This window comes from Streptomyces sp. NPDC102490 (assembly GCF_044765285.1).
Taxonomy (GTDB): domain Bacteria; phylum Actinomycetota; class Actinomycetes; order Streptomycetales; family Streptomycetaceae; genus Streptomyces.
The window spans coordinates 494,027-506,077 of the sequence record NZ_JBIWJU010000004.1 but is presented as its reverse complement, the minus strand read 5'-3'; the positions used below and the strand labels follow the sequence as shown (position 1 = coordinate 506,077).

The 12,051-nt window shown below is 71.8% G+C and carries 10 protein-coding genes; 2 read left to right on the top strand and 8 right to left on the bottom strand.

Annotated elements, in window-relative coordinates:
• Nucleotides 1–47 precede the first annotated feature (47 nt).
• Nucleotides 48–617: an MSMEG_1061 family FMN-dependent PPOX-type flavoprotein gene (locus tag ACIRGB_RS11560; RefSeq protein WP_403861900.1), complete on the bottom strand. Its 570-nt coding sequence runs from the start codon at nucleotides 615–617 to the stop codon at nucleotides 48–50.
• Between the two features lie 126 nt (nucleotides 618–743).
• Nucleotides 744–1,916 (bottom strand): spore photoproduct lyase family protein, encoded by a 1,173-nt coding sequence (locus ACIRGB_RS11555; protein ID WP_403861897.1) that lies wholly within the window; start codon nucleotides 1,914–1,916, stop codon nucleotides 744–746.
• 155 nt (nucleotides 1,917–2,071) lie between these two features.
• Between ACIRGB_RS11555 and ACIRGB_RS11550 the strand changes: the two genes are divergently transcribed.
• Nucleotides 2,072–2,257: a hypothetical protein gene (locus tag ACIRGB_RS11550; protein WP_059298917.1), complete on the top strand. Its 186-nt coding sequence runs from the start codon at nucleotides 2,072–2,074 to the stop codon at nucleotides 2,255–2,257.
• A 27-nt stretch (nucleotides 2,258–2,284) separates the two neighbouring features.
• On the opposite strand, the gene ACIRGB_RS11545 is transcribed toward ACIRGB_RS11550, so the two are convergent.
• The 6 genes from ACIRGB_RS11545 to ACIRGB_RS11520 all read right to left on the bottom strand — a co-directional run bounded on the left by ACIRGB_RS11545 (nucleotide 2,285) and on the right by ACIRGB_RS11520 (nucleotide 10,799).
• The gene (locus ACIRGB_RS11545) at nucleotides 2,285–3,076 is read right to left on the bottom strand and encodes an SAM-dependent methyltransferase (protein WP_403861894.1); all 792 of its coding nucleotides are present in this window, start codon (nucleotides 3,074–3,076) and stop codon (nucleotides 2,285–2,287) included.
• Nucleotides 3,077–3,242: 166 nt separating this feature from the next.
• Nucleotides 3,243–5,279 carry an RICIN domain-containing protein gene (locus ACIRGB_RS11540; RefSeq protein WP_403861891.1) on the bottom strand — a complete coding sequence of 679 codons (2,037 nt, stop codon included), beginning with the start codon at nucleotides 5,277–5,279 and terminating at the stop codon, nucleotides 3,243–3,245.
• A 131-nt stretch (nucleotides 5,280–5,410) separates the two neighbouring features.
• On the bottom strand, nucleotides 5,411–7,456 hold the full coding sequence (locus ACIRGB_RS11535; protein WP_403861888.1) for a beta-galactosidase: 2,046 nt from the start codon (nucleotides 7,454–7,456) through the stop codon (nucleotides 5,411–5,413).
• A gap of 26 nt (nucleotides 7,457–7,482) precedes the next feature.
• Nucleotides 7,483–8,838: an ABC transporter substrate-binding protein gene (locus ACIRGB_RS11530; protein ID WP_403861885.1), complete on the bottom strand. Its 1,356-nt coding sequence runs from the start codon at nucleotides 8,836–8,838 to the stop codon at nucleotides 7,483–7,485.
• A 76-nt stretch (nucleotides 8,839–8,914) separates the two neighbouring features.
• Nucleotides 8,915–9,865 (bottom strand): carbohydrate ABC transporter permease, encoded by a 951-nt coding sequence (locus ACIRGB_RS11525; protein WP_403861882.1) that lies wholly within the window; start codon nucleotides 9,863–9,865, stop codon nucleotides 8,915–8,917.
• 7 nt (nucleotides 9,866–9,872) lie between these two features.
• Nucleotides 9,873–10,799 (bottom strand): carbohydrate ABC transporter permease, encoded by a 927-nt coding sequence (locus ACIRGB_RS11520; protein WP_403861879.1) that lies wholly within the window; start codon nucleotides 10,797–10,799, stop codon nucleotides 9,873–9,875.
• A gap of 190 nt (nucleotides 10,800–10,989) precedes the next feature.
• On the opposite strand from ACIRGB_RS11520, the gene ACIRGB_RS11515 reads away from it, so the two are divergent.
• A complete protein-coding gene (locus ACIRGB_RS11515) occupies nucleotides 10,990–12,048 on the top strand; it encodes a LacI family DNA-binding transcriptional regulator (RefSeq protein ID WP_403861876.1) in 1,059 nt (352 codons plus the stop codon).
• Nucleotides 12,049–12,051: the final 3 nt, after the last annotated feature.

Here is a 12,051-nt window from a genome sequence, read left to right as displayed (position 1 = left end):
TTCCGCGGCCACCGTCCCGCCCCCGCGTTCCCGGTCGGGAGAAGGGCTCAACTCGCCTTCGGCGGGCGGGATTTCCACAACCCTGCCCGGTTCAGGGACATCGGGCAGTGGAGGTAGATCTCGTCGATCTCCAGGACCAGCGCGAGGTCCGGACGCCGTCCGTCGCGCGCCATCGCGTCGAAGAAGGGGGCGTCGGTGAGGATCCGGGCCCGGCCGTTGACCCGGAGCACCTCCTTGCCGCCGGGGATCAGGTAGAGCAGGCCGGCGTGCGGATTGTCGAGGATGTTGTGGAAGCTGTCCCCGCGCCGGTTGCCCGGCCGGTCCGGCAGGGCGAGGGTGCGGGAGTCGACGACGTGGGTGAAGCCGGGGGCGTCGCCGCGGGGCGAGACGTCACAGGCGCCGCCCGCGTCGGAGGTCGCCAGGAGGCAGAAGGGGGAGCGGGCCAGAATGTCCCGGTCGTCGTCCGTGAGCCGGTCGTGCACCTTGTCGATGACGACGGGCCACGGGTCGCCCAGCACCTCGCGCAGGTGTGCGTGTGAGCCGAGTTCGACCCAGCCCCGCTCGGTGACCCCGGCGGCGCCCGGCCGGTCTCCGGTCGTGTCGATCGTGTGCGGCAAGGCCGGCTCCCCAGTGTGCTCGCGGAACTGCCGGAAGGGAGGCTTCCGGCAGTTGTTGCACACAAAACATTATCTGATCTTAGGTTCGCCTTACCTAAGGGTCGACGGGCGGCTTCGCGGCCGGCCTCAGAAGGCGTACCGGACCCGCAGCCACGGCGCGTGCTCGGCGACCAGCGCACGGAGCCGGGCGACCGCCGCGGCCTTGGCGTCCGCCCGGTAGCGCACGTTGAGGGCACCGTTCTCCGAGCGCTTGGCCTGCTGGATCTCCGGCCGCCACAGCACCTCCTCGGCGCGGGGATGCCAGCCCAGGTTGACCTCGTGCAGCTCCCGGTTGTGCGTCAGCATGATCACCTCCGCGGCGGCCTGCCGCCTGACCCGGTCGGGCAGGACGTCGTCGAGGTGGCGCAGCAGTTCCGCCCAGTCCTCCTGCCACCCCGGCCGGACCACCACGGGGGAGAGGTTGAAGTGCACCTCGTAGCCGGCGTCCAGGAAGTCGCCGGCTGCGGCGATGCGCTCGGCGACGGGCGAGGTGCGCACGTCCAGCAGCCGGGAGTCGTCCGGCGGCATCAGGGAGAAGCGGACCCGGGTCCGGCCGCGCGGGTCCAGGTCGAGCAGGTCGGGATTGACGAACTTCGTCGCGAAGGACGCCTTGGCCGTCGGCCACTGCCGGAAGGCGTGCACCAGGTCCGCGGTGTTGTCGCAGATCAGGGCGTCCACCGAGCAGTCGCCGTTCTCACCGACGTCGTAGACCCAGGCTTCGGCGTCGCACTGGTTCGGCTCGCGCTTGGGCCCCTGCCGGGCGATGTGCCGGCCGAGGTGGGCGATGATCCGGTCGACGTTGGTGAAGACGGTGACGGGGTTGGCGTACCCCTTGCGGCGCGGCACGTAGCAGTAGGCGCAGGCCATGGCGCAGCCGTTGGAGGCGCCCGGGGCGATCCAGTCCGCGGAGCGGCCGTTGGGGCGGGTGGTCAGCGTCTTGCGCTCGCCCAGGACGAGCGTCTCGCCCTTGACCCGCACCCAGCGCTCGACGTTGCCCTCGTTGCCGTGCAGCCCGGGGATGCCCCAGTGGGAGTCCACCTCGACCACGCGGGCGTCGGGGAACCGGGCGAGGACCTGCCGGCCGCGCGGGGAGGCGGCCGCGGCCGGTTCGGCGTGGATCTCCCGCACCGGCAGCAGCCGGCGGGCGGCGGCGGAGTCCCGGAAGAGCGGACCGGCCGCGGGCGTCGGACGGCAGGTGAGGGCGTCCAGGCCGAACAGGGTGCCGGAGCCGTCGTCAGGCGCGGTGGACGGGTCGTGCATGGGGGCTCCGGGACGGGGTGCGGAAGGACCGGGCACTCGCGCCGCGGTCCGGTCCCTCCACTGTACGGAGCCTTCGGTGCCCTCCGTCGTGTCAGGCGGCCCGTCGGGGGCATACGCGAGACACGGCACCGCTCCGGTGCCGCCGATCCGAAGGGATGTACACCGTGCTCGCCATCATCGCGGCGGTTCTGTTCCTCATCGCCTGGCTGATCAACGCGGCGGAGGTCTCGACCAACGACGTCTTCACCTCCACCAACGTCATGCTCATCGGCCTCGCCCTGCTGGCCCTGCACGTCGCCGGGATCGGCAGCGGCTGGGCGGCGCGGGGGCGCCGCCGCTGAGCCACCGTCCCGCGCCCCCGTCCCCCGTCAGGGGATGCGCGCCACACCCGCGTAGATACCGCTCTCCTCGGGCGCGGGCGGCTCCTGCCCCTCGCCGTACCACTCGGTGGCCGTGACCAGGCCGGGCGGCACCATCTCCAGGCCGTCGAAGAAGCGGGCGACCTCCGCCCGGGTGCGGAAGCCGAGACGGATGCCGCCCTTGGCGTACTGGGCGATCACCTGCTCCGCCAGCTCGGGGAAGAGGTCGATCGCGGCGTGCGAGAGGACCAGGTGGCTGCCCGAAGGGAGGGTCTCGACCAGGCCCCGGACGATGCCGTGCGCGTCCTGGTCGTCCGGGACGAAGTGCATCAGGGCGATCAGCGACAGCGCGATCGGCCGGTCGAAGTCCAGGATGCCGCGGGCGTGCCGCACGATCTCCTCCGGCTCCCGGACGTCGGCCTGGATGTAGTCCGTGGCCCCCTCGGGGGTGCTGACCAGCAGGGCCTCCGCGTGCCGCAGCACGATCGGGTCGTTGTCGGCGTAGACCACCCGGGCCGCCGGCACCGTCCGCTGGACGATCTGGTGCAGGTTGGGCTCGGTCGGGATGCCCGTGCCGATGTCCAGGAACTGGTCGATGCCCTGCGCGGCGAGGTGCGCCACCGCGCGGTTCATGAACGCGCGGTTCTGCCGCGCCGCGTCCCGCGCCTCGGGCGGCAGGGTCTCGCCCACCGCCTCGTCGACCGGGTAGTTGTCCTTGCCGCCCAGCAGCCAGTCGTAGACCCGCGCGGGGTGGGCCCGGCCGGTGTCGATGTGGGGAGGCTCGGTGTGGTCCGTGGTCATGGCAGGCTCCGTGCTCCGGGAGGTGACGCTCCACCGCAGTTCTCGATCATCGTACTGCGGTGGAGCGGCGCCATGTGCCGTACGGGCGGCGCACGTTGCCACTCACCCGGTCACCCGTCCCGTCCAGGGCGGCCCAGGACGCGGGTCGGCCGGCAGACCCCTCGACTCAGCCGGCGGACACGTCCGTCAGCGTCCAGCGCTGGTGGGCACCGGAGTTGGGCGGCCAGGTCGTGACGGCGGCGCCCTCGTGGGACGCCTGGCCGCCCACTTCGAGCAGGCGCCCGGTGGCCGCGTTGACCAGGGTCCAGGTGCCGTCGCCGGTGCTCGACATCAGCCACTCGGCGGCCGTGTCCCGCCGGCCCGTGTCGGGCTCGGCCACCGGGACGTCGTCGCGTACGGCGAGGCGGGTGCCGTCCTCGGGCCGGGTGAAGACGTAGCGGTCGCGGACCCCGCCGTCGTGGCGCACCGCGCTCAGCCGCCACCGCTGGGCGCTCGTGCCCTGCCCGGTGCCGAGGACCAGGTGCGTGCCGTCCGCGGCCACGGTGACGGCCTTGCCGCTCGCTACGCCGGTCAGCGTGTAGGTGTGTCCCCGGCGCGGCTCGGCGGCGTCCTTCGCGACGCCCGAGACGCCCTTGATCTCGAACGAGGTGACGGACTGGGCGGGCACGGTGAAGGTGGCCGCACGGTCGCTCACCCTGATCGGGGCCCGCCGCTCCAGCTTGCCGTCGGCGCTGGTCACGACGGGGGTGACGGTGGCCCGGCGGCTCACGTCACGGAACTTGGACAGGTCGAGGGTGACCGTGCGGGCCTCGGTGGTGCGGTTGACGTGGACGAGTGAGGCGCCCTTGCCGTCGCGGGTGACGGCGGCGGCGCTGGAGGTGTCGTCCGTCTTGATCAGCCGGTCGCCGGGCTTGATGAAGTGGGTGAAGTTGCGGGCGGTGTCGAACTTGGTGTTGGTCCGGATCGGGCAGGTCTCCAGGGTGTCCCGGGCGGTGCAGTCGAACGGGAGCTGGATGCTGCCCCAGTTGCCGCCCTTCGCGGACTCGCCGCCCGGCTTCATGTTGTCGTAGTCCTCGACGGGCTGCCAGAACACCCAGGCGCGGGGCTCCAGTTCCCGCAGGTCGTCGACGATCTGCTGGGCGAGCCCGAGGCCGGGCCGCATGTCCTCGAAGTCCTGGCCGTCGCCCCAGTCGCCGCCCACCTCGCTCATCCACAGGGGTTTGTCCGCGGCCTTGGCGAGGTCGCGCACGGTGGTGCGCTGACCGGTGCCGTAGGTGTGGACGTTCATCTGGCCGACGAGGGCGCGGTCGGCCGCGGAGTAGGCGCTCCAGTTCTTCGCGAAGGTGCCGGGGTTGGTCTCGTCCATCGCCGAGATGTCCGCCTTGACCTTGGCTTTCTTCAGCGCGGGGGCGAGGGCCCGGAGCACCGTGCGCTGCGTCTCGGGGCCCATGTGGGCGCCCTCCTGCCGGCCGCCGACGGGTTCGCCGTCCGCGCCGAGCCGCGTACCCCAGTACGGGGTGTTGGGCTCGTTGAACGGGTCGACGGTGTCGACCTCGATGCCCTCGGCCTGCTCCAGCCGCCTGGTCGCCCCGGCCACGTAGGCGGCGAAGTCGTCGACGGACTCGGGCTTGAGCTGGTCCGCGGACGAGTCGAAGCCGCCGGAGACGTAACCGCTGACGGTCATGAACCAGGGCGGGGAGTTGCTGAACGTCTCCCAGTGGTCGATGTCGTCCTTGATGCGCTCGACCCACCAGCGCTGGGTGGCGTCGGCATCCTCGTTCCAGTCGGCCGGGTCGTCGGCGCTCCACCAGTCGGTGTCCTCGCGCGTGGTGCCGGCGGGCGCCTTCCACCAGCCCTCGACCGCCCCGCCGGCCCGCAGATAGTCCTTGACGTCCGGCGCGTTGCCGCCGCCGATGTTGTAGCGGGCGATGTTCAGGCCCAGTCCGTCGTCGCCGAACAGCAGCCGGGCCAGCTTCTCGCGGATCTCGGGCGGGTAGTCGCCGGTGGCGTTGGCGAACCAGACCAGGCTGGTGCCCCAGCCCTCGAACGCCTCCTGCCGGTACGAGGGGTCCGGACGCACCGTGACCGAGGCGGCGGCCGCGGCCGGTTCGGCCCGGGCGGGGGCGCCGAGCAGGGCGGCCCCGGTGGTCAGGGCGGTCAGGACCGCGGTGCCGAGAAGGTGTCTGCGGGTACGGCGTGCCATCGTGTGCTCCCAACGGAAAGGTGGGGTCGCTGCGGTGGCCCCTTCCGCCCGGTGGCGGGCAGGAGGGGAGGGCGTCCCGGAGCGGGTGCGTGCCGCTCCGGGGGGACCGGGATGGTGGTGCGGGGGTGCGCTCAGTCGGTGGGCGTGCGCAGGACGGCGACTCCCCGGGCCGCCAGCACGACGGCGCCCTCGTCACCGGTGTCGCCCACCAGGACCTCCCCGGTGAGCCCGGGGACGGTCACGGTCTCGTCGGTGCGGTTGACCAGGAACAGGAAGCGTCCGCCGGGGCCGCGGCGCACGGTGGTCTCGACCCGTCCGCGCACCGGGGCGGGCAGCTCGCTCCGCACCCCGGCCGGCTCCAGGAGCCTCGGCAGCAGCGCGGCCAGCCCCTCGGCGCCGAGCCGGGTGGAGACGTAGGCGGCCGAACCGCCGCCCGCGCCGCGCCGGGTGACCGCGGGGCGGCCCGCGTGCGCACCGGTGCGGTAGCGGACCAGCACCTCGGTCTCGGGGGCGGTGACGGTGATGTGGTCGGTCCACAGGCCGCCGGTGCTGTCGTCGTCCAGCTCCACGCTCTGCCCGGCGGTCAGCGGACCGAACTCCTCGACGCGGATGCCGAGCAGGTCCCGCAGCGCGCCCGGGTAACCGCCCAGCCAGACGTGGTCGTTCTCGTCCACGATGCCGGAGAAGTACGTGGTGACCAGGTGCCCGCCCTGCTCGGCGTAGCGGGTGAGGTCCTTGGCCAGCCCGGCCGGGACCAGGTGCAGCACCGGCGCGATCAGCACCCGGTGGCGGCTCAGGTCGGCGCCGGTGGTGACGACGTCGGCGCGGACGCCCAGGGAGAGCAGCGCCGTGTACCAGTCGAGCGCCTCCTGGTGGTAGTCGAGCAGCGCGGTGGGGTGCGAGTCCTGCTCGCTCGCCCACCGCGACTCCCAGTCGAAGAGGATGCCCACCTCGGCGGGCTCCCGCTCGCTCCCGGCGACCGGCGCGAGCCTCTTCAGGGTGTCGCCGAGCGCGGCCACCGAGCGGAACAGGTCGCTGTCCGCGCCGGCGTGCGGGACCATCGCCGAGTGGTACTTCTCGGCACCGGCCGCCGACTGGCGCCACTGGAAGAAGCAGACCGCGTCGGCGCCGTGCGCCACGTGCGTCAGCGAGTCCCGGGCCATCTCACCCGGTCGCTTGGCCAGGTTGACGGGCTGCCAGTTCACGGCGCTGGTGGAGTGCTCCATCAGGAACCAGGGGCGGCCGCCCGCGATGCCGCTGGTGAGGTTCGCCGAGAACGACAGCTCGTCGCGGGCCTGCGGGTGCGGGACGACGTAGTGGTCGTTGGCGACGAAGTCCACCTCGCTCGCCCAGTCCGCGTAGTTCATGCCCTTGGTGCCGGGCATCACCATGAAGTTGGTGGTGACGGGCACGTCGGGGGTCAGCTCCCGCAGCAGGTCCCGCTCCGCGCGCAGATGGTCCTTGAGCGCGTCCGAGGAGAAGCGCTTGAAGTCCAGCTGCTGGGTCGGGTTCGGGTGCGAGGCCGCCAGCCGGGGCGGCAGGATCTCCTCCCAGTCGCCATAGCGCTGCGACCAGAACGCCGTGCCCCAGGCGTGGTTGAGGGCGTCCGTCGTGCCGTACCGGGCGCGCAGCCAGTGACGGAAGGCGCGGGCCGCGTCGTCGGAGTAGTCGTAGACGTTGTGGCAGCCCAGCTCGTTGTTGACGTGCCAGGCGACCAGCGCGGGGTGACCGGCGTAGCGGGTGGCCAGCTTCCGGACCAGGCGCAGGGCGTGCTCGCGGAAGACGGGCGAGGTCGGGCGCCAGTGCTGGCGGGCTCCCGGCCACAGCGTCTCACCCCGGTCGGTGACCGGGAGGATCTCGGGGTGCGCGGTGGTCAGCCAGGGCGGCGGCGAGGCGGTGGCGGTGGCCAGGTCGACGTCGACGCCGTGCTCGTGCAGCAGGTCCATCACCTCGTCGAGCCAGGCGAAGTCCCAGGTGTCCGGGCCGGGCTGGATGCGGGCCCAGGAGAAGATGCCGAGCGAGACGATGGTGACACCGGCCTCGCGCATCAGCCGTACGTCCTCCTGCCACACCTCCCGCGGCCACTGCTCGGGGTTGTAGTCGGCGCCGTAGGCGAGACGGGGGGCGGGCGCACCGTCCGTCCCGCGGTGCCGGCGGGAGTGGAGGGTGGAGATCATGGCGGTCCTTCCGGTGGGGGCGTGCGCTACTTCTCGACGGTGAAGCCCTGCTCCTCGCCGTACTTGACCGAGGCCTCCTGCCAGGACTCGAGGCCCTCGGCCAGGGTGGTGCCGGAGACGTAGGCCTTGCCGACGGTGTCGTTGAAGACCGAGTTCGCGTAGACCTGGTACGGCAGGTACGACCAGTCGTCGGGGACGTCCGCGGCCGACTCGGCGAAGATCTTGTTGGCCTTCTGGCCGCCGAAGTACGGGAAGGCGGTGTCCTGGAACTTCGTGGACTGGAGGTCCGCGGTGGTCGCCGGGAAGGCGCCGTTCTTCAGCCGGGTCTGCACGCCCTCCCCGGCGTTCGCGTACTCCACGAAGGCGTACGCCAGCGCCTCGTTCTTGCCGAGTTCCGGGAGCGCCAGCGCGCTGCCGCCGTTCTCGGCGCTGACCTTGCCGCCCGCGGTCCACTGCGGCATCGGGGCGACGCGCCAGTCACCGGACGCCGCCTTCGCACCGGACTCCAGGTTGGCCGGCATCCAGGCGCCGGTGGCCAGCGTCGCGATGCTGCCGTCGCCGAGGCCCTTGTACCACTCGTCGGTCCAGGCGGGGACGGAGGCGAGCAGCTTCTCGTCGATGAGCTGCTGCCAGGTGCCGGTGAACGTCTTGGCGCCCTGGTCGGAGAAGTCGATCTTCACCTTGGTGCCGTCGACCGTGTAGGGGCGCGAACCGGCCTGCCAGAGCATGCTGGTGGCGAACCCGGCGTCGCCGTTGTCGGCGGTGATGTACGCCTTCGGGTCGGCCTTGTGCAGGTCGCGGGCGGCGTCCAGGTACTCGGCCCAGGTGGTGGGCACCTCGATGTGGTACTTGTCGAAGACCTTCTTGTTGTAGAACAGCGCCATCGGGCCCGAGTCCATCGGCAGCGCGTAGATGCCGTCCGAACCGGCCTTCACCCCGTTCCACGGGCCGGGGGAGTACTTGGCGGAGAGCTTGTCGGCGCCGAAGGACTTGAGGTCGGTGAGCTGCTTGGTCAGGGCGTACTGGCCCATCGCGTAGTACTCGATCTGGGCGACGTCCGGGACGCCCTTCTTCGCGGAGATGGCGTTCTGCAACGCCGTGTACTGGTCCTTGTTGGTCCCGGCGTTGACCAGGTCGACCTTGACCCCCGGGTGCGCCTTCTCGAAGTCGGTGGCGACCTGCTTGAGGGTGGGCTCCCACGCCCAGACCGTGAGGGTGCCGCCCTTCTTGAGGGCCGCCTGTATGTCCGCCTCGGAGACGGCCTTCTGGCTCGACCCCCCGTCGTCGGAGTCGCCGCAGGCACTCGCGCCCAGGGCGAGGGCGCAGAGCAGGGCCGTGCCGCGCAGGAGGCGGCGCGAGTGCTTGGTCAGGTGTGTGGGCATGGGCGTGCTTCCACTTCTTCGTGGCCGGAACCGGCACCGTTGAGGGTTGGCGGGGTCGTCGGTGGGGGAGGGAGGGCTATTCCTTGACGCTTCCGGCGGCGAGACCGGACTGCCAGTACCGCTGGAGCAGCAGGAACGCGGCGATCAGCGGCAGGATGGTGAGGAGCGACCCGGTGACGACGAGGTTGAAGACGGCCTCGCCGCCCGCGGTCGCGGCCTGCTGGTTCCAGCTGTTGAGCCCCAGGGTCAGCGGATACCAGTCGGGGTCCTTGAGCATGACCAGCGGCAGGAAGTAGTTGTTCCAGGTCGCGACCATGGTGAAGAGCAGGACGGTGACGATGCCGGGCGCCAGCAGCGGCAGCGCGACCCGGAAGAAGGTGCGCACCTCGCCCGCCCCGTCGATACGGGCGGCCTCCATCAGCTCCGTCGGGATGGCCTCGGTGGCGAACACCCACATCAGATAGAGGCCGAACGGCGAGATCAGGGACGGGATGATCACCGCCCAGGGCGTGTTGGTGAGCCCCATCTCGCTGAACATCAGGAAGGTCGGCACCGCCAGCGCCGTCCCCGGCACCGCCACCGCGCCGATGACGACGGCGAACACGGCCCGCCGGCCGGGGAAGTGGAACTTGGCGAGCGCGTAGCCGCCGAGCACGGCGAGGAAGGTGGCGCCGCCCGCGCCGAGGCCCACGTACAGCAGGGTGTTGAGCAGCCAGCGGGTGAAGACGCCGTCGTCGTAGGTGAACGTCTCGGTGAGGTTGTCCCACAGCGCGAAGTCGCCGTCGAACCAGAGACCGGAGGAACGGGACAGCCCCTCCTGCGTCTTGGTGGCGCTGATGGCCAGCCAGAGAAGCGGCACCAGGCTGTACAGCAGCACGAGCGCGGTGAGCGCGGTTAGCAGCACGCTGCGCCGGGGCTGGTCGGCGGAGTGCCGGCGCCGGGACGCACGCAGCCGCGGGACGGAGCCCGGGGTGCCGGAGGGCGCGGGCGCGGAACGGTCGGTAACGGTGGCGACGGGACCGGTCATCGCGGCCTCACACTCCCTTGCGCATGCCGCGCAGCTGCACGGCGTAGGCGATGACCATGGTGATCAGCCCCATGACGATGGCGACGGTCGCGGAGTAGTTGTGCTGCTGGCCGTTGAAGGACAGCGCGTACGTGTAGTAGTTCGGCGTGTAGTCCGTGGTGATGGCGTTGCGTGCCAGGGGTTGCAGGATGCTGGGCTCGTTGAAGAGCTGGAAGCTGCCGATGATGGAGAAGATGGTGGCGATCACCAGGGCCCCGCGGATGGCCGGGAGCTTGATGGCGGTGATCACGCGGATCTGGCCGGCGCCGTCGATCTGGGCCGCCTCGTACAGCGAGTGCGGGACCACCCGCAGCGCCGAGTAGAAGATCAGCATGTTGTAGCCGACGAACTCCCAGGTCACGATGTTGCCGATGGAGGCAAGGACCAGGTCGGGGGAGAGCGGGTCGGGCAGCGAGACGCCCAGCGCGCCGTTGATGTCGCCGACCAGGCCGAAGCGGGTGCCGTACATGAAGCCCCACATCAGGGTGGCCACCACGGCGGGCACGGCGTACGGCAGGAAGATCGAGATGCGGAAGAAGTCCCGGCCGTAGAGGCGGCCGCTGTCCAGCGCCAGGGCCACCAGCAGCGCGATGCCGAGCATGACCGGCACCTGTACGGCCAGGAAGAGCGAGACCCGGCCCAGCGAGGCCCAGAACCGCTCGTCCCGGAGCGCCTCGCCGTAGTTGTCGAGGCCGACGAAGGTGGTCCCGCCGATCAACTGGTCGCGGAAGAGGCTGAGGTAGACCGAGTAGGCGATGGGCGCCAGGAACACCAGGGCGAACACGGCCACGAAGGGACCGAGGAAGCCCCACCCCGTCCAGGAGCGGCGGTCCCGCCGCACCGGGGGTGGGGCCGGCCGCGGCTCCGCGGCGGCCGGCGGTTGCAGCGTCGTCATGTCGTCCTCGCTCGTCCACGTCCTGGAACATCGCCGATGTTTGCGTAAACATCACGCACCGCGAGAGGGTGCCGAGCTGTTATGTTTACGTAAACATCCGATGGCGGCATGTCTACACTGCCCCGATGACGACGGTCAAGGGTCCTTGCACACCGGGACCCGGCAGCGACAGAGAGGCGGCTGACGGCGAGTGAGCACCGCTGAGGAAGTCCCGACGAGCGCGTCCGCGCGTCCCCGGCGCGGCCGGGACCGCACGGCCTCCATGGCGGACGTGGCCCGGCTGGCCGGAGTCTCCTCGCAGACCGTCTCCCGCGTCTCCAACGGCTACGCGGGCGTGACCGAGGAGACCCGGCGGCAGGTGCTGGCGGCCATGAAGGAGCTGGGCTACCGGCCCAACAGCGCGGCCCGGGCCCTGAAACGGGGCGAGTTCCGCACCATCGGCGTCATCACCTTCACGCTGGCCACCACGGGCAACGTGCGCACCCTGGAGGCCATCGCGACCTCCGCGGCGAGCGAGGGGTACGCGGTGACGCTGCTGCCGGTCGCCGTCCCCACCCAGGACGAGGTGCGCGGCGCCTTCTCGCGCCTGGAGGAACTGGCCGTCGACGCGGTCATCGTCATCATGGAGGTCCACCTCCTGGACGCGGCGTCCCTCACCCTGCCGCCGCACGTCCAGGTCGTCGTGGTCGACTCCGACGCCGGCGACACCTACACGGTCGTCGACACCGACCAGGCGGGCGGCAGCCGCGCCGCCGTGCGCCACCTGCTCGACCTCGGGCACGACACGGTGTGGCACCTGGGCGGCCCCGAGGGCTCCTTCGCCGCCCAGCGCCGCGCCGACGCCTGGCGGCGGACGCTCACCGAGGCGGGCCGCACCCCGCCGCCGCTCGTGAGGGGCGACTGGTCGGCGGAGTCCGGCTACCGGGCGGGCCTGGAACTCGCCGCGCGCGAGGAGTGCACCGCCGTCTTCGCGGCCAACGACCAGATGGCCCTCGGCCTGCTGCGCGCCCTGCACGAACGCGGCCGGCGGGTGCCCGAGGACGTCAGCGTCATCGGCTTCGACGACATCGCCGAGGCCGGGTCCTTCCTGCCCCCGCTGACCACCGTCCACCAGGACTTCGCCGAGGTCGGGCGGCTGTGCGTGCGGGCCGTGCTGCGCACGATGCGCGCGGCCGGTCCGGAGCGGGGCACGACGCTGGTGCCGACCCGGCTGGTGACCCGGGCGAGTACGGCACCGCCGCCGGCCTGAGGG

What these genes read in the sequence shown, in the direction of transcription:
- ACIRGB_RS11555 (WP_403861897.1), bottom strand. Translation starts at nt 1,916, where the DNA reads ATGCACGACCCGTCCACCGCGCCTGACGACGGCTCCGGCACCCTGTTC.
- ACIRGB_RS11545 (WP_403861894.1), bottom strand. Translation starts at nt 3,076, where the DNA reads ATGACCACGGACCACACCGAGCCTCCCCACATCGACACCGGCCGGGCC.
- ACIRGB_RS11530 (WP_403861885.1), bottom strand. Translation starts at nt 8,838, where the DNA reads ATGCCCACACACCTGACCAAGCACTCGCGCCGCCTCCTGCGCGGCACG.
- ACIRGB_RS11540 (WP_403861891.1), bottom strand. Translation starts at nt 5,279, where the DNA reads ATGGCACGCCGTACCCGCAGACACCTTCTCGGCACCGCGGTCCTGACC.
- ACIRGB_RS11525 (WP_403861882.1), bottom strand. Translation starts at nt 9,865, where the DNA reads ATGACCGGTCCCGTCGCCACCGTTACCGACCGTTCCGCGCCCGCGCCC.
- ACIRGB_RS11535 (WP_403861888.1), bottom strand. Translation starts at nt 7,456, where the DNA reads ATGATCTCCACCCTCCACTCCCGCCGGCACCGCGGGACGGACGGTGCG.
- ACIRGB_RS11550 (WP_059298917.1), top strand. Translation starts at nt 2,072, where the DNA reads ATGTACACCGTGCTCGCCATCATCGCGGCGGTTCTGTTCCTCATCGCC.
- ACIRGB_RS11520 (WP_403861879.1), bottom strand. Translation starts at nt 10,799, where the DNA reads ATGACGACGCTGCAACCGCCGGCCGCCGCGGAGCCGCGGCCGGCCCCA.